General features: G+C 69.5%; 14 protein-coding genes, 1 tRNA gene and 1 pseudogene. 3 read left to right on the top strand and 13 right to left on the bottom strand.

Annotation, left to right across the window (positions count from 1 at the left end):
- Positions 1-55 precede the first annotated feature (55 nt).
- Entirely contained in the window at positions 56-2,716 is a 2,661-nt protein-coding gene (gene polA / locus AC5JOC_RS11090; protein WP_430890932.1) for a DNA polymerase I, read from the bottom strand.
- A 55-nt stretch (positions 2,717-2,771) separates the two neighbouring features.
- On the opposite strand from polA, the gene AC5JOC_RS11085 reads away from it, so the two are divergent.
- Positions 2,772-3,194 carry a hotdog fold thioesterase gene (locus AC5JOC_RS11085; protein WP_079705949.1) on the top strand — a complete coding sequence of 141 codons (423 nt, stop codon included), beginning with the start codon at positions 2,772-2,774 and terminating at the stop codon, positions 3,192-3,194.
- Positions 3,195-3,268: 74 nt separating this feature from the next.
- Here the strand turns inward: AC5JOC_RS11085 and AC5JOC_RS11080 are convergent, their stop codons facing one another.
- Positions 3,269-3,874, bottom strand: coding sequence for an ANTAR domain-containing response regulator (locus tag AC5JOC_RS11080; protein WP_064296913.1), 606 nt, complete (start codon positions 3,872-3,874; stop codon positions 3,269-3,271).
- A 54-nt stretch (positions 3,875-3,928) separates the two neighbouring features.
- Between AC5JOC_RS11080 and AC5JOC_RS11075 the strand changes: the two genes are divergently transcribed.
- Positions 3,929-4,009, top strand: a tRNA-Leu gene (locus AC5JOC_RS11075).
- Between the two features lie 247 nt (positions 4,010-4,256).
- Entirely contained in the window at positions 4,257-4,529 is a 273-nt protein-coding gene (locus tag AC5JOC_RS11070; RefSeq protein WP_124769355.1) for a hypothetical protein, read from the top strand.
- On the opposite strand, the gene AC5JOC_RS11065 is transcribed toward AC5JOC_RS11070, so the two are convergent.
- The 11 genes and pseudogenes from AC5JOC_RS11065 to AC5JOC_RS11015 all read right to left on the bottom strand — a co-directional run bounded on the left by AC5JOC_RS11065 (position 4,530) and on the right by AC5JOC_RS11015 (position 19,311).
- Positions 4,530-5,192, bottom strand: a complete 663-nt coding sequence (locus AC5JOC_RS11065; protein WP_079705948.1) for a histidine phosphatase family protein — start codon at positions 5,190-5,192, stop codon at positions 4,530-4,532.
- Positions 5,193-5,252: 60 nt separating this feature from the next.
- A complete protein-coding gene (locus AC5JOC_RS11060) occupies positions 5,253-6,512 on the bottom strand; it encodes a CoA transferase (RefSeq protein WP_494246441.1) in 1,260 nt (419 codons plus the stop codon).
- A gap of 196 nt (positions 6,513-6,708) precedes the next feature.
- Positions 6,709-8,124 carry a pyruvate kinase gene (pyk, locus tag AC5JOC_RS11055; RefSeq protein WP_079705946.1) on the bottom strand — a complete coding sequence of 472 codons (1,416 nt, stop codon included), beginning with the start codon at positions 8,122-8,124 and terminating at the stop codon, positions 6,709-6,711.
- 92 nt (positions 8,125-8,216) lie between these two features.
- Positions 8,217-9,675: pseudogene (locus tag AC5JOC_RS11050) on the bottom strand (glutamate synthase subunit beta).
- Entirely contained in the window at positions 9,668-14,230 is a 4,563-nt protein-coding gene (gene gltB / locus AC5JOC_RS11045; protein WP_159878807.1) for a glutamate synthase large subunit, read from the bottom strand. The pseudogene AC5JOC_RS11050 and the gene gltB overlap by 8 nt, the downstream one beginning before the upstream one ends.
- A 118-nt stretch (positions 14,231-14,348) precedes the next feature.
- Positions 14,349-15,362 carry a prolipoprotein diacylglyceryl transferase gene (gene lgt / locus AC5JOC_RS11040; protein ID WP_079002517.1) on the bottom strand — a complete coding sequence of 338 codons (1,014 nt, stop codon included), beginning with the start codon at positions 15,360-15,362 and terminating at the stop codon, positions 14,349-14,351.
- A 75-nt stretch (positions 15,363-15,437) separates the two neighbouring features.
- Entirely contained in the window at positions 15,438-16,250 is an 813-nt protein-coding gene (trpA, locus tag AC5JOC_RS11035) for a tryptophan synthase subunit alpha (RefSeq protein WP_079705943.1), read from the bottom strand.
- On the bottom strand, positions 16,247-17,497 hold the full coding sequence (trpB, locus tag AC5JOC_RS11030) for a tryptophan synthase subunit beta (protein ID WP_370281926.1): 1,251 nt from the start codon (positions 17,495-17,497) through the stop codon (positions 16,247-16,249). The genes trpA and trpB overlap by 4 nt, the downstream gene beginning before the upstream one ends.
- Positions 17,494-18,270, bottom strand: a complete 777-nt coding sequence (gene trpC / locus AC5JOC_RS11025; protein WP_079705941.1) for an indole-3-glycerol phosphate synthase TrpC — start codon at positions 18,268-18,270, stop codon at positions 17,494-17,496. Before trpC ends, trpB begins: the two co-directional genes overlap by 4 nt.
- Before the next feature lie 2 nt (positions 18,271-18,272).
- Positions 18,273-18,503: a DUF6704 family protein gene (locus AC5JOC_RS11020; RefSeq protein WP_079705940.1), complete on the bottom strand. Its 231-nt coding sequence runs from the start codon at positions 18,501-18,503 to the stop codon at positions 18,273-18,275.
- Between the two features lie 115 nt (positions 18,504-18,618).
- Positions 18,619-19,311, bottom strand: a complete 693-nt coding sequence (locus AC5JOC_RS11015) for a Trp biosynthesis-associated membrane protein (RefSeq protein ID WP_411558387.1) — start codon at positions 19,309-19,311, stop codon at positions 18,619-18,621.
- Positions 19,312-19,318 lie beyond the last annotated feature (7 nt).

The raw sequence follows: 19,318 nt of genomic DNA, 5'->3' as shown, positions 1-19,318 counted from the left end.
GACGTCGAGCCTAGTCCGCACCCGTCCGGCGCCCGGGTGCGGACCTGCGGGGCGCTCAGTGGGCTGCGGCGTCCCAATCGTGCCCGCGGCCGATCTGGACCTCCAGCGGCACCGACAGCTCGGCGGCACCCGCCATCTGTGCTCGGACGATGCGCTCCAGGGCGTCCCACTCCCCCTCGGCGACCTCGAAGATCAGTTCGTCGTGCACCTGCAGCATCATCTGCGAGCTGAGGGATTCGGAGCGCAGCTCGGACTCGATGCCGATCATGGCGCGCTTCATGATGTCGGCGGCCGAACCCTGGATCGGGGCGTTCAGCGCCTGGCGTTCGGCGTTCTCCCTGACCAGTCGGTTGGGGCTCGAGAGCTCGGGGAAGAGCCTCCGACGACCGAAGATCGTCTCGGTGTAGCCGTCGAGCTTCGCCTGCTCGACGACGTTGCGCAGGTAGTCGCGGACCGCACCGAAGCGCTCGAAGTAGTCGACCATGAGCTGCTTCGCCTCAGCGCTCGAGATCCGCAGCTGCTTCGAGAGCCCGAACGCGCTCAGACCGTAGGCGAGTCCGTACGACATCGCCTTCACCTTGTTGCGCATCGCGGGGGTCACGTCCTCGGCGGCGACGCCGAAGATGCGCGCGCCGACGAAGCGGTGGAGGTCCTCGCCGGATTTGAACGCCTCGATGAGGCCGGCGTCGCCGGAGAGGTGCGCCATGATCCGCATCTCGATCTGCGAGTAGTCGGCGGTCAGCAGGGTCTCGTACCCGGAGCCGGCTTGGAAGGCGGCACGGATGCGGCGTCCCTCCTCGGTGCGCACGGGGATGTTCTGCAGGTTCGGGTCGGTCGAGGAGATCCGACCGGTGCTGGTCCCGATCTGCACGTACGTCGTGTGGATGCGGCCGTCGGGCGTGATCGCCTTGTCGAGCGTCTCCACGATCTGGCGGAGCTTCGTCGCATCGCGGTGCTCGAGGAGGAGCCCGAGGAACGGGTGCGGGCTCTTCTCCTGGAGATCGGCCAGGGCGCCGGCGTCCGTCGAGAAGCCCGTCTTGTTGGCGCGTGTCTTCGGCATGGCGAGCTGGTCGAAGAGGACCTCCTGCAGCTGCTTCGGTGATCCGAGGTTGACCTCGCGGCCGATCTCCGCATACGCGTTGCTCGCGAGCTCCGCGGCCCGGTTGCCGAGCTGCTCGGACAGGCCGCTCAGGATGTCGTGGTCGACCGTCACGCCGGTCAGCTCCATGTGGGCCAGCACCTGGAGGACCGGCAGCTCCATGTCGAGCAGGACGCCGAGTGACCCGGCGTCGAGCGCCGTGCGGGTCGCCTCGGCGACGCGGAGGGCGTACCAGGCGGTGCCGCCGGCACCCACGGGGTCGGTCTCGGGGACGAGCTGGTTCGGGTCGGCGACGGGCATCGTCTCGTCGAGATAGCGCGTGATGAGGTCGGCGATGGTCTTGTCGCCGCCGCTCGGACGCAGGAGCCAACCGGCGACCGCGGTGTCGTAGCCGAGTCCGCCGACCGTCAGGCCGGCGCGCGTGACCGCCTGGAGCTGCGGCTTGGCGTCGTGCATGATCTTCGGGGCGTCGCTCGCCAACCACGCCTCGAGCGGGGCGTAGTCGGCTTCACCGGGACGCCAGGCGAGCGAGACGATCTCCGTGGGCGTCGCGAGGCCGGCTGCGACCGGCAGGCCTCCGTCGAGGTCGAGGTGGAGACCGATCCCGGCGGGATGTGCGGCGACGGCACGGGTGATCCACGCCTCGAGCTCTTCGTCGAGCAGCTCCTTCTGCGGTGGCATGACCACGCCGCCCGCCTGCGGTGCGGACACATCCGTGTTGGCCTCGAGTCCGTCGAGTTTGAGGACCCGATCGAGCAGCGTGCGGAACTCGAGCCGCCCGAAGACGGCCGCCACCGCGTCCGCGTCGATCGGTCGGCGTTCGAGGTCCTTCGGTCCGACAGGCAGTTCGACGTCGGTGAGGAGCCGGTTGAGGCGGCGGTTGCGGACCGCGTTCTCCTTGTGCTCGCGGAGGCTCTCCCCCACCTTGCCGGTGATCTCGTCGGCGCGCTCGAGGATCTGCTCGAGGGAGCCGAACTGGTTGAGCCACTTCACGGCGGTCTTCTCGCCGACCTTCGGGATGCCCGGGAGGTTGTCGCTCGTCTCGCCGACGAGCGCCGCGATCTCCGGGTACTGCTCCGGCCGGATGCCGTAGCGCTCGAAGACCTTGGCGCCGTCGTACCGGGTGAGCGCGGAGACGCCCTGGCTCGACGGGTACAGCAGGGTGACGTCGTCGGTGACGAGCTGGATGGTGTCGCGGTCGCCGGAGACGACGAGCACGCGGAAGCCGTCCTCAGCGCCCTGCTTGGCGAGGGTGGCGAGGATGTCGTCGGCCTCGTAGTCCTCTTTGCTGATCGTCGTGATGTTCATCGCCTTGAGCGCCTCTTCGAGCAGCGGCACCTGCCCCTTGAACTCCGGCGGGGTCTCGCCGCGTGTGCCCTTGTACTCGGGGTACTCGCGGGTGCGGAAGGAACGGCGCGAGATGTCGAACGCCACGGCGATGTGGCTCGGATTCTCGTTCTTGAGCAGGCTGATCAGCATGGAGATGAAGCCGTGGATGGCGTTCGTGTGCTGACCGTCGCGGGTTTGGAAGCTGTCGACCGGCAGGGCGTAGAACGCCCGGAATGCGAGCGAGTGGCCGTCGACGACGAGGAGGGTAGGCTTTTCTGATTCCGACACGCGCCCAGCCTACAAGCCGGTGCCGACACGGCTCAGGCCCGATCCGAAGGTGGACATGACGAACGAGACCGACGACGCACTCGAGTTCCTGCGGACGAGGGGCAGTGGCGCACTCGCCGCCAAGATGGGCATCGAGTTCACCGAGTTCACGGTGCAGCGATCCGTCGCCACCATGCCGGTGGAGGGCAACACCCAACCCGCGATGCTGCTGCACGGTGGGGCGTACGTCGTGCTCGGCGAGTCCCTCGGCTCGATGGCCGCCAACCTCTTCGCGGGCCCGGGCAAGCTCGCGGTCGGCATCGACATCAACGCGACGCACACCAGATCCGCCACCGAGGGCATCGTGACGGGTGTCTGCACGCCGATCCACCTCGGTCGCTCGCTCACCGTGCACGAGATCGCCGTCACCGACGAGCAGGGACGACGGTGCTCCACGATCCGCATCACGAACCTCATCAAGGACGCACCGACCGGCTGACGAGTCCGGCACCGGACACAGCAGAGCGGCCCGCCCCCGAGGGGACGGGCCGCTCTTGCGACGAGGGAGGAGCGCTACTTCTTGGCGCTGAGCTGCTCGATGATGGCCTGCGCGACATCGTGCATGGTGAGGCGGCGATCCATGGAGGCCTTCTGGATCCAGCGGAACGCCTCGGGCTCGGTGAGGCCCATCTTCTCGTTGAGGAGGCCCTTCGCCCGGTCGACGAGCTTGCGGGTCTCGAACCGCTCGACCATGTCGGCGACCTCGGCCTCGAGGGTGATGATCTGCTGGTAGCGCGAGAGGGCGATCTCGATCGCGGGAAGGAGGTCGTTCGGCGTGAACGGCTTCACGACGTAGGCGAGGGCACCTGCCTCACTCGCCCGCTCGACGAGCTCCTTCTGGCTGAAGGCCGTGAGGAGGACCACCGGGGCGATGTGCGCCTTACCGATGCGCTCGGCCGCGGAGATGCCGTCGAGCTGAGGCATCTTGACGTCCATGATCACGAGATCCGGACGGAGTTCCGTCGCGAGGGCGACAGCGGTCTCGCCGTCGCCGGCCTCGCCGACGACCTCGAAACCGTTGTCGCGGAGGATCTCGACGATGTCGAGGCGGATGAGGGATTCGTCCTCAGCGACGACGACGCGCCGTGGGGCTGCGGGAGGGGTCTCTTGCTCGGTCACCCTCAAATCCTACGGTACTCTGATGCAGGTTGCTGTTCGCCGTGCGGCGGACGCGCCGGTGTGGCGGAATGGCAGACGCGGAGCACTCAAAATGCTTTGTCGAAAGACGTGTGGGTTCGAGTCCCACCACCGGTACCGCGAACGAGTGGGAAAGCCCTCCGGGCGCACTCAACATGCTTTGTCGAAAGACGTGTGGGTTCGAGTCCCACCACCGGTACCGCGACGAGTGGAGTCTCAGCTTCGGACTGCAGCTCACCAGGCTCCGACGACCCGTGAACCGCTCTCGATCGTCAAGCCCCTGCGGGAGGTGTCGGCGACGCCGTAGCGTACCGTCGAGAGCACGGCGTACCTCACGTCGTCCGACACGATGGGACCCGACACCATGACCGCAGAGCACACCGACCCGCGCCAGGACGTCCACGACGCCAGCACCGACGACCGGCTCCAGGGCATCCTCGTGCAGGTCGCAGCCGACCGGTCCCTCACTCCCGACCTCGACGTCCGGGCAGCGCTGGCGGACCGTCTCAGCGACCAGGGCATCGACGTCGACGCCGCCGAGCTCGACCGTCTCGTCGGCTCACTCCCGGGTCAGCCCGGCGAAGAGCCCGGACCGTTCCTCACGGACGGCGCGACCTCGGCCGACGACGCGAACTGATCAGAAGCCGCGCTCGACGGCGGCGGCCGGACCGTCGGCCTCCGTCGTCAGCTCCGGTCCGCCGACGGCGTCGCCCGTCCACGTGTCGACCCGCCAACCGGTGGTCGTGTCCCCGTCGACGATGATGACGCCCGTGTTCGTGATGGGGTGCGTGCCGATGAAGTGTCCGTCGACGTTCGCCCCGCGCAGCCCGAGCCAGGACCGGAGCATCGCTCCGTGGCTCACGACCACCACGCTCTCCAGTCCGGAACCCTCGAGCTCCTCGATCACGGCGTCGAAGCGCGCGAACACCTCGTGGCCGTTCTCGCCGCCCGGCATCCGGGTGTCGAGGTCGCCCATCGCCCACGCCACGATGGTGTCGATGTAGACCTGGACGGCCTCGGGCGACCCGAGCATCTCGTTGTCGCCGGCGCTGATCTCCCGGAGTCCGTCACGGACGATCACGGGAAGCCCGCTGACTTCGGCGACAGGTGCGGCGGTCTGTTGCGCCCGCACCGCGGTGGAGGCGTAGACCGCGTCGATCCGCTCCCCCACGAGCGCTTTGGGGAGGGCGGCCGCCTGCGTCTCGCCGAGGTCGGTGAGGACGGCACCGGGGATCGCGGTGTCGAGCAGGCCGGCGACGTTGGACGAGGTCTGACCGTGTCTGATGAGGATGAGGCGCATACCTCCAGGGTAGGCGAGCGACCGGACGGCGGTCATCTCCCGGTGCGGAGTGTGCCGGGATCAGCTGCGCGGGGTCCACTGCGGTTCGGCGCTCCCCAGGACCGCCGCCGGGGACGCGTGGTCGTCGAAGGCGCTGAGCCCGGGGCGGGCCGTCGTCACCGCACCGTGGGTCACCAGGCACCGCGCTCCCGGGAGGTCCGACGGCGGGCGTTCCTCGGATCGTGGCAGTCGCTGGAGCGCCGCACCGACGCGGGCGAGCGACACCGACGACCGGCCGGCATCACCGCCGCCGACGACCGCCGCCACGTCGTCGACGATGGCCGCCGCCAGCAGGTATCCCGCGCTGTGGTCGAGCGCCTGAGCCGGCAGGGCACCCGGGGCGCCGTCCTCCCCTTCGACCAGCGCGATGCCCGTGGCGGCCTGGACCAGGCTGTCGAAACCGCGTCGATCACCCCAGGGCCCCGTCGTACCCCAGGCGTCGACGGAGCCGGTGACCAGACCGTCGCGACCTCGCAGACCGAGGCGCTCGAGGGCGTGTGGTCGGTACCCCGTCACCAGGATGTCGGCCTCGTCGCTCAGCGTCTGCAGTGTCGCGAGGCCGCGCGGTGTCGACGCGTCGAGCGTCGCCGTCCGCTTCCCCTGGCCGCTGTCGGTGTGCTGCCACGGGATCTCGGGGACCTGCGGTGGATCCACGCGCAGGACGTCCGCGCCGAGGAGCGCGAGGGTCCTCGTGGACACCGGACCGGCGATCACCCGCGTCAGGTCGAGGACGCGGAGGCCGCGCAAGGGTTGCCGCCTCGTCGGCCGCACCCGCGAGGCGATCGTCGAGCCGACGGAGCCGCCATGACGCCTGACGAGCGGTCCATCACCGACGGCGGCCTGTGGTGTGGACGACCACTCGGCAGCGCTCCGGACGGCGACGAGGAGTGCGCCGACTCCCGCGGCCTCCGATTCCAGGTCGAGAGCCGAGCGGGAGGCGATCGCCGAGGCGAGCTCTGCGCGGGTGGCCTCGTCGCCGATCCCGAGCATGGCGCTCAGGCGGCGACGATGGTGCGGGTAGTTCGCGTGCGTGCGCACCCAGCCGTCTGCCGCGGCGAAGAAGCCGGACAGTGGCGCGAACGCGTCCACGGCTGCTCCGTCGATCCGCAACAGGCGGTCGCTCTGGTAGGCCGCGGCGATCCGCTCGAGGTCGAGAGCCGTGTGCATCGGCTCGTATCCGAGGGCGATGCGGAGTCGGTCGGCGGCATCCTCCACGGCGCCGACGGCGACCGCGGCGAGCTCCAGGACGGCGAATCGGGAGGCCAGGAGTCCCGCCGACACCGGTCGCCTCACGGTCGACGCCTCCCGGCTCCAGGCCCACCGCGCTGCGGAGGGTGTCGTCGACGAGGACGGAACGGTTCATGGGCATCAGGCTAGACCCACGGCGTCCGGAATCGCGGTGCCACCGCACACCCGGCGGACGACGAAGGCCGTGGTCCCCGTACGGGAGGACCACGGCCTTCGCTGCTGTCGACGACTAGAGGACGTCGCCCACCTTGTGGACGCGGATGTCGTTCGTCGTCCCGGGGATGCCGGGAGGGGAACCGGAGATGATGATGACCGGCTCACCGACGGCGGCCTTGCCCGTGGCGACGAGGACCTCGTCCACCTGGGCGACCATCTGGTCGGTGTGCGTGACGCGCTCGACGACGAAGGACTCGACGCCCCAGTTCAGCGCCATCCGACGACGGATGGCCGGGTCGGGCGTGAACGCCAGGATCGGGATCCGGTTGCGGAGACGGGCCATGCGGCGGACCGACTCGCCCGACTCCGTGAAGACGCAGAGGAACTTCGCCTCGACGAAGTCCGCCACCTCGACGGCCGCCAACGTGATCGCTCCGGCCTGGGTGCGCGGCTTCGTGCCGAGCGGCGGAACGCGGTCGAGACCGTGGATCTCGGTCGACTCGACGATCCGGGCCATGGTCTGGACCGTGATCACCGGGTAGGCGCCGACACTCGTCTCGCCACTGAGCATGACCGCGTCAGCACCGTCCAGCACCGCGTTCGCGACGTCGGAGGTCTCCGCGCGGGTCGGGATGGGGCTGGAGATCATCGACTCGAGCATCTGCGTCGCGACGATGACCGGCTTCGCCATGCGGCGGGCGAGCTCCACCGCGCGCTTCTGCACGATCGGGACGGCCTCGAGCGGGAGCTCGACACCGAGGTCGCCACGGGCGACCATGATCGCGTCGAACGCCTCGACGATGCTCTCGAGGTTCTCGACGGCCTGCGGCTTCTCGATCTTGGCGATCACGGGGACCTTGCGGCCCTCCTCCGCCATGATCTCGTGGACGCGGTCGATGTCGGCCGCGTCGCGCACGAAGGACAGGGCGATGAGGTCGGCGCCGAGACGCAGTCCCCATCGGAGGTCCGCTTCGTCCTTCTCGCTGAGCGCGGGGACGTTGACGGCGACACCGGGGAGGTTGATGCCCTTGTTGTTCGACACGGGGCCGGCGACGATGACGCGAGTGGTCACGACGGTGTCGTCCGCTTCAACGACCTCGACCTTGACCTTGCCGTCGTCGATCAGGAGGAAGTCGCCCGGCTTGACGTCCTGGGGCAGGCCCTTGAACGTCGTCGAGGAGATCTCCTTGGTACCGAGGATGTCCTCGATGGTGATCTTGAAGATGTCGCCGACGGCGAGGTCGTACGGGCCGCCCTCGAACTTGCCGAGGCGGATCTTCGGGCCCTGCAGGTCGACCAGGACGGCGACGGCACGGCCGGAGTCCTCGGTGGCCTTGCGCACGTTGGCGTAGATGGCCTCGTGCACGTCGTAGCTGCCGTGGCTCAGGTTCATCCGGGTGACATCGACCCCCGCATCGATGATGGCCCGGATGTTCTCATAGCTGGAGACTGCAGGCCCCAGCGTTGCGACGATCTTGGCTCGTCTCATGTGTGTGTGTTCTCCATGGTTTCTGCGCACGAGGCGCTTCGGTACTCACTGCTCGGCATGATGCGTCCGACGCTTGTCGTCCGCCTGAAAGCCTAGAGGGAGATGGGCTGGTCCGTGGGACGGACCGGGAAGGGAAGCTGGGTCTCACCCTCGAGGTACTGGTCGACGGCCGACGCCGCAGCGCGGCCCTCGGCGATCGCCCAGACGATGAGGGACTGGCCACGACCGGCGTCACCCGCGACGAACACGCCGGGCTGGTTGGTCTGGTAGTCGTGCTCCCGTGCCACGTTGCCGCGCCCGGTGAAGGGGAGCTGGAACTGCGACTCGAGGGTCTCGCCCTCCGGGCCCGTGAACCCGAGTGCGAGCAGGACGAGGTCGGCGGGGATCTCCCGCTCGGTGCCGCTCTTCGGCACGCGACGGCCGTCGACGAACTCCGTCTCGGCGACGCGGATCGCCCGCACCTCGCCGGCCTCGTTGGCGAGGAACTCGACGGTCGACACCAGGTACTCGCGGTTGCCGCCCTCTTCGTGCGCACTCGCGACCTCGAAGAGCGTCGGCATCATCGGCCACGGCTGGTGCTCGGGCCGCTCCCCCGCCGGCTGCGTGCCGATGGCGAGGTTCGTGACGGAGGCGGCACCCTGACGGTGCGCCGTGCCGATGCAGTCGGCACCGGTGTCGCCGCCGCCGAGGACCACCACGTGCTTGTCCTCCGCCGTGATCTGGTCGGAGACCGTGTCTCCGGCGCCGACGCGGTTCGCCTGCACGAGGTACTCCATCGCGAAGTGGACCCCGGAGAAGTCACGACCGGGGATCGGGAGGTCGCGCGGCACCATGGCACCGGTGGCGATGACGACGGCGTCGTAGCGGGCGCGGAGCTCGTCCCAGCTGATGTCGACCCCGATGTTCACGCCGGCGCGGAACCGGGTGCCCTCGTCCTGCATCTGCTTCAGCCGGATGTCGAGGTGCTTCTTCTCCATCTTGAAGTCGGGGATGCCGTAGCGCAGCAGACCGCCGATGCGGTCGTCGCGCTCGTAGACCGCGACCGTGTGGCCGGCACGCGTCAGCTGCTGGGCTGCGGCGAGGCCGGCCGGCCCGGAGCCGACGACGGCGACCGTCTTGCCGGTCAGCCGCTCCGGCGGGTGGGACTCGACCCACCCGTTGGCGAACGCCTGATCGATGATCGAGACCTCGACCTGCTTGATGGTCACGGCGGGCTGGTTGATGCCCAGCACGCACGAACTCTCGCACGGCGCCGGGCAGAGACGACCCGTGAACTCCGGGAAGTTGTTCGTGGCGTGCAAGCCGCTCGATGGCCGAGCGGCCCTCGCCTCGCCACATCAGGTCGTTCCACTCCGGGATGAGGTTGCCCAGCGGGCAGCCCTGGTGGCAGAACGGGATGCCGCAGTCCATGCAGCGACCAGCCTGCTTGCGGACGGTCGCGGGGTCGCTCTGCTCGTAGACCTCTTTCCAGTCCATGATGCGGACCGGCACGGGCCGGCGCTTCGGGAGCTCGCGCTCCGGTACCTTCAGGAATCCCTTGGGATCAGCCACCGGTCACCTCCAGGATTCGGTTCCATACGATGTCGCCGTCGGGGTCGAGCCCCTCGTCGAGTGCGGTCTGTCGGGTCGCCAGGACTGCCGCGTAATCACGCGGGAGGACCTTGACGAACCGGGCGAGTGAGTCTTCGATGTCGGCGAGCAGCCGGCCGGCCAGCGGAGAACCGGTCTCCACGACGTGCCGTTCGAGGAGGTCGCGGACGATCTCGGCGTCGGCACTGTCGAGTTCGGACAGGGTGAGCTCCCCCGAGGCGAGGGAGTCGCGGTTGACCTGGTCGCGTTCGAGGTCGAACACGTAGGCCGTGCCGCCGGACATGCCCGCGCCGAGGTTCCGGCCGGTCTGACCCAGGATGACGGCGAGACCACCCGTCATGTACTCGAGCGCGTGGTCACCGACGCCTTCGACGACCGCCGTGGCGCCGGAGTTGCGCACCAGGAACCGCTCGCCGACGATCCCGCTCAGGAACATGGTGCCCTGGGTCGCGCCGTACCCGATGACGTTGCCGGCGATGACGTTCTCCTCGGGCGCGAAGGCTGCGCGCTCGGATGGCCGGACGACGATCTGCCCACCGGACAGGCCCTTGCCGACGTAGTCGTTCGAGTCGCCGATGAGCCGCAGGGCGATGCCGCCGGGGAGGAACGCACCGAAGGACTGCCCGGCCGAGCCGCGCAGGGTGATGTCGATACTCCCTGCCGGGAGCCCGTTCTCGCCGTGCCGCCGGGTGACCTCGTGGCCGAGCATGGTGCCGACCGCCCGCTCCGTGTTGCGGATGGGCAGGTCGACCGAGAAGTGGCCGCCGTGTTCGAGCACGTCCGAGGCGGCCGTGATGAGCTGCTGGTCGAAGTGCTTCTCGAGCTCGTGCTCCTGCGGCCGGCGGTTGATCCGCGGCTCGTCGTCGGCGAAGACAGGACCCACGAGGACCGGGGCGAGGTCGAGCCCGGACGCCTTCCAGTGGTCGATCGCTCGGTCGGCGTCGATCAGTTCGTTGTGGCCGATCGCCTCCTCGAGCGTCCGGAACCCGAGCTCGGCGAGGTACTCGCGCACCTCCTGGGCGATGAACTCGAAGAAGTTCACGACGAACTCCGGCTTGCCGGTGAACCGCTCGCGCAGCACCGGGTTCTGCGTCGCGACGCCGACCGGGCAGGTGTCGAGGTGGCACACGCGCATCATGACGCACCCGGAGACGACGAGCGGTGCCGTCGCGAAGCCGAACTCCTCCGCGCCGAGCAGTGCGCCGATGACGACGTCGCGTCCGGTCTTCATCTGACCGTCGACCTGCACCACGACGCGGTCGCGCATGTTGTTGAGCATGAGCGTCTGCTGCGTCTCAGCGAGACCCAGCTCCCACGGCGTCCCGGCGTGCTTCAGGGAGTTCAACGGGCTCGCGCCGGTTCCGCCGTCGTGACCCGAGACCAGGATCACGTCCGAGAGCGCCTTCGCGACGCCCGCGGCCACCGCACCGATGCCGGACTGGCTCACCAGCTTGGTGTGGATCCGGGCCTTCGGGTTCGCACGCTTCAGGTCGAAGATGAGCTGCTTGAGGTCTTCGATGGAGTAGATGTCGTGGTGCGGCGGCGGCGAGATGAGGCCGACGCCCGCCGTGGCGTGCCGCGTCCGTGCCACCCACGGGTACACCTTCGTCGGCGGCAACTGCCCGCCCTCGCCGGGCTTCGCACCCTGGGCGAGCTTGATCTGGATGTCGTCGGCGTGCGTCAGGTACATGCTCGTCACGCCGAACCGGCCGGAGGCGACCTGCTTGATCGCGCTGCGGCGCGTCGGGTCGAGGAGCCGGTCGACGTCCTCGCCGCCCTCACCCGTGTTCGACTTGGCACCGATGCTGTTCATCGCGATCGCCAGCGTCTCGTGCGCCTCGCGCGAGATGGAACCGTAGCTCATCGCCCCGGTCGAGAACCGCTTCACGATCGACGCGACCGACTCGACCTCGTCGAGCGGGACGGGCGGGCGGGCACCGGCGCGGAGCGTGAACATCCCGCGGAGCGTCATGAGCTGCGCCGCCTGGGAGTCGACCATGTGGGTGTACTCGCGGAAGATGTCGTACCGGCGCGTCTTGGTCGCGTGCTGCAGCTTGAAGACCGTCTCCGGGTTGAAGAGGTGCGGCGAACCGTCGCGACGCCACTGGTACTCGCCGCCCGACTGCAGGCGCTCGTGGGCCGTCGATGCGGCGTCCTCGGGGTAGGCGTACCGGTGACGCTTCGCGTTCTCCTCGGCGATCACCTCGATGCCGACACCGCCGAGCTTCGTCTCCGTACCGGTGAAGTAGCTGTCGACGAGCTGCTGGCTCAGGCCGACGGCCTCGAAGGCCTGTGCTCCGGCGTAGGAGGACACCGTGGAGATGCCCATCTTCGACATGATCTTGAGCACGCCCTTGCCGAGCGCCTTGATGACGTTCTTGACGGCCTGCTCGCGGGTGACGCCCTGGATGAGGCCGCTGCGGACGAGGTCCTCGCAGCTCTCCATGGCCAGGTACGGGTTGATCGCGGAGGCGCCGTAGCCGATGAGCAGCGCGACGTGGTGGACCTCGCGCACGTCGCCGGCCTCGACGACGAGCCCGACCTTCATCCGGTTCTCGGCGCGGATCAGGTGGTGGTGCACGGCGGCGAGCGAGAGCAGCGACGGGATCGGCGCGAGGTCGGAGTTCGAGTCACGGTCGCTCAGGACGATGAACTCCGAGCCGGCGAGGATCGCCTGGTCGACCTCGTCGCACATCTCGCGCAGGCGCGTCTCGAGTCCGGCCGAGCCGTCCTCGACGCGGTACAGCGCCTTGACGGTCGTCGTCAGCGGGCTCGCCGGGTTCGGGTCGATGTGCTGGATCTTGGCGAGCTCGTCGTTGTCGATGACCGGGAAGTCGAGGACGACCTGCTTGGCGTGCTCGGGGCCCCACGAGAGGAGGTTGCGCTCCGGGCCGAGCCCGAGCTTCAGCGAGGTGACGACCTCCTCGCGGATCGAGTCGAGCGGCGGGTTGGTGACCTGGGCGAACTGCTGCACGAAGTAGTCGAACAGGAGCCGAGGGCGGTCGGAGAGCACCGCGATCGGGGTGTCCGACCCCATCGCGCCGAGCGGCTCCGCACCGTTCTGGCCCATGGGCTGCAGGAGGATGCGCACCTCCTCCTCGGTGTACCCGAAGGTCCGCTGGCGGCGGGTGACGGATGCCGGCGTGTGCACGATGTGCTCGCGCTCCGGCAGGTCGCTCAGGTTGATGCGTCCGGCGTCGAGCCAGTCGCCCCAGGGTGCCGAAGCCGAGAGCTCGTCCTTGATCTCGTCGTCCTCGATGATCCGCCCGGCCTCGGTGTCGACGAGGAACATCTTTCCGGGGCGCAGGCGGCCCTTGCGCTTGACCCGGCTCGGGTCGACGTCGAGGACGCCGATCTCGCTACCCAGGACGACGAGACCGTCGGTCGTCTCCAGCCAGCGACCGGGACGCAGGCCGTTCCGGTCCAGGGTCGCGCCGACGAGTGAGCCGTCCGTGAAGGTGAGGGCGGCCGGACCGTCCCACGGCTCCATCTGCATGGAGTTGAACTCGTAGAAGTCGCGTCGCTCCTGCGACAGCCCGGTCTGCTTCTCCCAGGCCTCGGGCACCATCATCATCATGGCGTGCGGGAGGGACCGTCCGGTCAGCGTCAGCAGCTCCAGGACCTCGTCGAACGAGGCGGAGTCGCTCGCTCCGGGCGTGATGATGGGGAGCAGCGGGCGGATGTCGCCGATGAGCTCGGACTCGAGCTGCGACTGCCGCGCGCGCATCCAGTTGCGGTTGCCCTCGACCGTGTTGATCTCGCCGTTGTGCGCCATCATGCGCAGCGGCTGGGCGAGCGGCCAGGACGGGAACGTGTTGGTGGAGTACCGCGAGTGGACGATGGCGAGCTTGGTCGCGAACCGCTCGTCGGACAGGTCGGGGTAGAACGGTTCGAGCTGGAGCGTCGTGACCATGCCCTTGTAGACGAGCGTGCGGCTCGACAGGGAGATGAAGTACGCCCCGAGCTCGCGCTCCGCCCGCTTCCGGAGCCGGAAGGCGAGTCGGTCGAGGGCGATCCCGGTCGGCGTCGAGGCGCCGGACCCGGTGACGAACAGTTGCTCGAACGCCGGCATGGCCGCACGGGCGAGCTTCCCCAGCTCGTCGGGGTCGACCGGCACCTCGCGCCAGCCGAGGACGGTGAGTTCCTCCTCGGCGGCGATCGCGGCGATGCGCGTCTGGAGCTGTGCGCGCTCGGAGGCGTCGGTGGGCAGGAAGGCGATGCCCACGGCGTACGCACCGAGCGGCGGCAGGTCGAATCCGGCGACGCCGCGCAGGAAGGCGTCGGGCATCTGGGTGAGGATGCCCGCGCCGTCGCCGGTCCCGGCGTCGGAACCGATCGCGCCGCGGTGCTCCAGGTTGCGGAGCGAACCGAGCGCCGCGTCGATGATGCTGTGCGAGGCCTCGCCCGTCAGGGTCGCGACCATCGCCAGGCCACAGGCGTCCTTCTCGTTCGCCGGGTCGTACATGCCCTGCTTGGGCGGAACCGAGCTGAACGAAGCGTACGGTGCATGCGCCATGGAATTACCGTCCTCACGAAAGGGGATCAGAAGGGGGACGTCGCTGGCCCTGGGACGAAACGGGTGATGGATCCCCTGCTGAGCCGGGATCCACCGGGCCGACGAGGGTGCGTTCAGCCTAGGAGCGAGAGCCGGTCTTGCTTGTGGCGACCGTGGCTTCGGACGACGGAGTGGATGACGCAGTGCGGTCTGATCCGTCGGCATCGTCGTCGGCGGAGGCACTGCGCAGCCCCAGGTTCTCCGCGTCGGTGTCGTAGTAGTCTACCGCAGCCTTCGGATCGGCCCAGGAACGGCCGGGGACGTACGGCGACGGCTCGGCACCCGTGTGGCGACGCGACTGGATGACGATGATCGCGAGTCCGACGACGATCGCGAGGATCGCGGCCCAGACGTTGGCGCGGATGCCGAAGAGGTACTCGCTCGGGTCGATCCGGATGGTCTCCCAGACCGTGCGACCGGCGCCGTACCAGATGAGGTAGACACCGAACAGGCGGCCCCACTGCGGGTTGAAGCGGTGTCCGATCCAGAGGATGACGGCCACCCCCAGCAGGTTCCAGATGATCTCGTACAGGAACGTGGGGTGGAACAGCGTGCCGGCGGGCAGACCGATCGGGAACGCGGGGTTGCTGGCCTCGATCTCGAGGCCCCAGGGCAGGTCCGTGGGGAGCCCGTAGAGCTCGTGGTTGAAGTAGTTGCCGAGGCGACCGAACGCCTGGGCGAGCAGCAGGCCGGGCGCGAGGGCGTCGGCGAAGGTCCAGAACCGGATCCCGGTCATGCGGCAGCCGATGTAGGCGCCGACCGCTCCACCGATGAGCGAACCGAAGATCGCGATGCCGCCCTCCCAGATGTAGAGCGTCCGCAGGAGGTCGGCACCCGGGTAGAAGTAGTCGCCGGGGTGGGTCAGGACGTGGAAGATCCGCGCACCGATGATCCCCAAGGGGATGGCCCACAGGATGATGTCGAGCACGATGCCCGGCTCGGCACCGCGCTTCGTCAGCCGCCGGGAGGTGAGGATGGTGGCGGCGATGATCCCGGCGATGATGCAGAGCGCGTACATGTGCACCGTGAACGGGCCCACGCTGAAGGTCGCGATGTCCGGGTTCGGGCTCGGGATGCTGAGGGGTGCAATCACTGCAGTGGTCGCCTTTCGTTACGAACTCTGATCGAGTGTAGGGCTTTCAGCATCGCGGACGTGGTGAGGATACCCTCAGCGGGCGGTGCCGGCCGCGAGTGAACGGGCGACCTCGGTGATCGCCGGGACGCCGCCGTCGGCGAGAGCCTTGACGAAGACGGAGCCGACGATGGCTCCGTCGGCGTACTCGAGGACCGAGCGGACCTGCTCCGCGGTCGAGATGCCGATGCCGACGCACGCGTGCTGTGCCCCCGCCGTGCGGAGACGACCGACGAGGGTCTTCGCGGCCGCGTCGAGGTCCTGCCGGGCACCGGTGATGCCCATCGTGGAGACGGTGTACACGAAGCCGCGGGAGCGCTCGGTCACGAGCGACAGGCGCTCGTCGCTCGACGTCGGTGCTGCGAGGAAGACCCGGTCGAGGCCGTGGCGTTCACTGGCGTCCAGCCAGTCCGCCGCGGCGTCGGGGGTGATGTCGGGGGTGATGAGCCCGGCTCCGCCGGCCGCGGCGAGGTCGGAGGCGAAGCGCTCGACGCCGTACTGCAGCACCGGGTTCCAGTACGTCATGACGAGGACCGGGACGTCCACGGCGGCGCGGATGGCGCTGATCGCCGTGAAGACGTCGCGCAACCGGAACCCCTCCGCGAGGGCGGTCATGGTCGCTGCCTGGATGACCGCTCCGTCCATCACGGGGTCGGAGTAGGGCACGCCGAGCTCGAGGACGTCGACGCCGTTCTGCGCGAGCGCGATGGCGGCGTCGATACTCGTCTGGAGGTCGGGGAACCCGACGGGGAGGTACCCGATGAGGGCGCCGCGGCGGTCGACGGCGGCGGCGTCGATCGCCGAGGCGACCGGTGAGACCGTCGTGTGGTCGGTGGCCGGGGCGGTCATGCGTTCCGCCCGGCCTCGTCGAGGAGTCCGAAGTAGGTGGCAGCCGTCTCGACGTCCTTGTCTCCGCGCCCGGAGAGGTTGATCAGGATGGTCGCCTCGGGGCCCAGTTCCTTGCCGAGGACGATGGCCCCGGCCAGTGCGTGGGCGGACTCGATCGCTGGGATGATCCCCTCGGTGCGGCTCAGGAGCCGGAAGGCCTCCATCGCCTCGGCGTCCGTCGCGGGGACGTACGTCGCCCGGCCGGTGTCGGCGAGCCAGGCGTGCTCCGGTCCGACGCCCGGGTAGTCGAGGCCTGCGGAGATGGAATGGGACTCGACGGTCTGGCCGTCGTCGTCCTGGAGGACGAAGGTGCGGGCACCGTGCAGGACACCCGGACGACCGCGGCCGATGGACGCGGCGTGCCGTGGGGTGTCGACGCCGTCGCCGGCAGCCTCCACTCCGTAGAGCGCGACGTCCGCGTCGTCGAGGAAGGCGTGGAAGATACCGATGGCGTTGGAGCCGCCACCGACGCAGGCGACGACCGCGTCGGGAAGTGAACCGTTCAGCTCGAGGAGCTGTGCGCGGGCCTCTTCTCCGATGATCTTCTGGAAGTCGCGGACCATGACCGGGAAGGGGTGTGGGCCCGCCGCGGTGCCGAAGATGTAGTTCGTGGTCTCGACCGACGCGACCCAGTCGCGGTACGCCTCGTTGATGGCGTCCTTGAGGGTCCGGGACCCCGTCGTGACGGGGATCACGGTCGCGCCGAGGAGCCGCATGCGGGCGACGTTGAGCGCCTGGCGCTCGGTGTCGACCTCGCCCATGTAGATCGTGCAGTCGAGGCCGAAGAGAGCGGCCGCGGTGGCCGTGGCCACACCGTGCTGACCGGCCCCCGTCTCGGCGATGACGCGGGTCTTGCCGATGCGCTTCGTGAGGAGCGCCTGGCCCAGGACGTTGTTGATCTTGTGCGAGCCGGTGTGGTTGAGGTCCTCGCGCTTGAGGAAGATGCGCGCACCACCGGCCGATGCGGCGAAGCGTGGCACCTCGGTGATGATCGACGGGCGGCCGGCGTAGTCGCGGAGCAGCGTCGTCAGCTCGGCCTGGAAGCTCTCGTCGGCCTTGGCGGCCTCGTAGGCCGTCGCGAGCTCGTCGACCGCGGCGATGAGCGCCTCCGGCATGTAGCGTCCGCCGAAGTCGCCGAAGAACGGACCGGCTTCGTCTCGGAGGTGCGTCGGTTCCGCGTGGGCGGGGGTGGCTGGTGACATGGTCATGCGGTGGCTCCCAGGAACTGTTCGAGGGTGGCGACGGGGTCGCCGGTGACGAGCGCCTCGCCGACCAGGACGACGTCGGCGCCGTCACGTCGGTAGGCGGCGACGTCGGCGGCGCGGAGCACAGCGGACTCGGCCACCTTGACGGCGTCGGCGGGGAAACGGTCGGTCAACGATCCGAAGAGGTGTTGGTCGAGTTCGAAGGTGCTGAGGTTCCGCGCGTTGACACCGATGAGCCGCGCGCCGATGTCGCTCGCTCTGGCCAGCTCGTCGGCGGAATGGGTCTCGACCAGCGGGGTCATGCCGAGCTGCACGACGAGTTCATGCAGCGACGACAGGGTGGCCTGATCGAGTCCGGCGACGATCAGGAGGACCAGGTCGGCGCCGGATGCCCGGGCTTCGAACACCTGGTACGGCAAGGAGATGAAGTCCTTGCGCAGGACCGGGATGCGGATCGCGGCACGGACGGCCTCGAGGTCCTGCAGCGAACCGCCGAACTTCCGGCCCTCGGTCAGCACGCTGACCGCGCTGGCACCACCCTGCTCGTAGAGCGAGGCGAGGAGCGCCGGGTCGGGGATGTCGGCCAGCGCGCCGCGGGACGGACTGGACCGCTTGACCTCGGCGATGATCTTGACCTGGTCGGCCGGGGCGAGCGCAGCGAGGGCGTCGATGGCCGGAGGGGCGTCGACAGCAGCGGCTTCGACGACTGCAGCCGGACGGCCCGCGAGGCGCCCGAGAGCGTCCTCCTTCGCGCCGGCCATCAGGTCGGCGAGCATGTTCAGTGCTCTTTCGCCACGGTCTTGGACCCGCCGACGCCGTAACCCGCCTTGGCGAGGACACCGCCCGTGATCCACCCGAGGAGGAGGACGCCGGCGGAGGCCCAGACGAGGACGGGCATGTCGAGCCAGAAGAAGACCGTACCGGCGGCGAACGCGACCAACATGATGATCACGGCCGTCCAGGCGGCGGGCGAGTGTCCGTGGCCGGGGTCCGAGGGGTCGGTGCTCATGGTTCTCCTTCTGTGCGAGTGCGGGTTCCAGTGTACCGGCAACCGGCGCGCGGTTCCGTGCGTGGGCCACGAGTTCCCAGGTGGCCCGGGGTGCCGTCGGGGGTCGGCGGAGCGGTCAGCGCGTCGGGTCGTCGCCGCGGCTGAGGTCGTCCCAGGCGCCCACCGGGTCGGCGCTCGGGGCCGTCTCGACCTGCGTGAACCGGACGGTCTGGTACTTCTTCGACGGACCGGGCCACCGGCGGTGGGTGAGCACGGTCGCGAGCCCGGCGAGTGCGAGCACGACGCCGAGCACCAGGGTGATCGCCGGCCAGGCGGTGAGCGTGGTCGCCGCGACGAGGTCGATGGTCGACTGGCTCCCGGCGACGCCCGTGGCCTCGGTCACGGCCGCCGCGCCCGCGGTCGCCGGCGAGGCGAGCACGGCGATCGACGAGATCATGACGCAGGCGCCGATCACGGCCTCCAGCAGGCCGAGGATGATGCGGAACACCGGCCCGGCGATCGCCAGCGCCGCGACGAGGGCGAGACCGGCGAGGGCGAGTGCGGACAGGGCGGGAGCGGCGACGGAGCCGACCACGTCGAGCGCGCCGGAGTGTGGGCCGACGCCCACGAGGCTGATCGAGAGCCAGGTCTGGGTCCACGCCGCGAGGATGAGCGCGTCGGCGAGGACGGCGGTGACGAGGAGCAGGGTCTTCAGGCGGCGCTGACGACTGCGCAGAGCTCGTGACTCGAGCTCGTCAGCCTCGGACGGTTCGTCGCGCCTCGGCGGCTCCACCGGCCCGGACTGGGGTGCTGCAGTGCTCTCGGTCATGCTCCAA

The organism is Plantibacter sp., from assembly GCF_059073635.1.
This window is presented reverse-complemented; position numbering and strand designations above follow the sequence as displayed.

Excerpts from the sequence above, each read along its gene's own strand:
- AC5JOC_RS11085 (WP_079705949.1), top strand. The coding sequence starts at position 2,772 with ATGACGAACGAGACCGACGACGCACTCGAGTTCCTGCGGACGAGGGGC.
- AC5JOC_RS11070 (WP_124769355.1), top strand. The coding sequence starts at position 4,257 with ATGACCGCAGAGCACACCGACCCGCGCCAGGACGTCCACGACGCCAGC.
- AC5JOC_RS11065 (WP_079705948.1), bottom strand. The coding sequence starts at position 5,192 with ATGCGCCTCATCCTCATCAGACACGGTCAGACCTCGTCCAACGTCGCC.
- pyk (WP_079705946.1), bottom strand. The coding sequence starts at position 8,124 with ATGAGACGAGCCAAGATCGTCGCAACGCTGGGGCCTGCAGTCTCCAGC.
- gltB (WP_159878807.1), bottom strand. The coding sequence starts at position 14,230 with ATGGCGCATGCACCGTACGCTTCGTTCAGCTCGGTTCCGCCCAAGCAG.
- trpA (WP_079705943.1), bottom strand. The coding sequence starts at position 16,250 with ATGACCGCCCCGGCCACCGACCACACGACGGTCTCACCGGTCGCCTCG.
- trpB (WP_370281926.1), bottom strand. The coding sequence starts at position 17,497 with ATGACCATGTCACCAGCCACCCCCGCCCACGCGGAACCGACGCACCTC.
- trpC (WP_079705941.1), bottom strand. The coding sequence starts at position 18,270 with ATGCTCGCCGACCTGATGGCCGGCGCGAAGGAGGACGCTCTCGGGCGC.
- AC5JOC_RS11020 (WP_079705940.1), bottom strand. The coding sequence starts at position 18,503 with ATGAGCACCGACCCCTCGGACCCCGGCCACGGACACTCGCCCGCCGCC.
- AC5JOC_RS11015 (WP_411558387.1), bottom strand. The coding sequence starts at position 19,311 with ATGACCGAGAGCACTGCAGCACCCCAGTCCGGGCCGGTGGAGCCGCCG.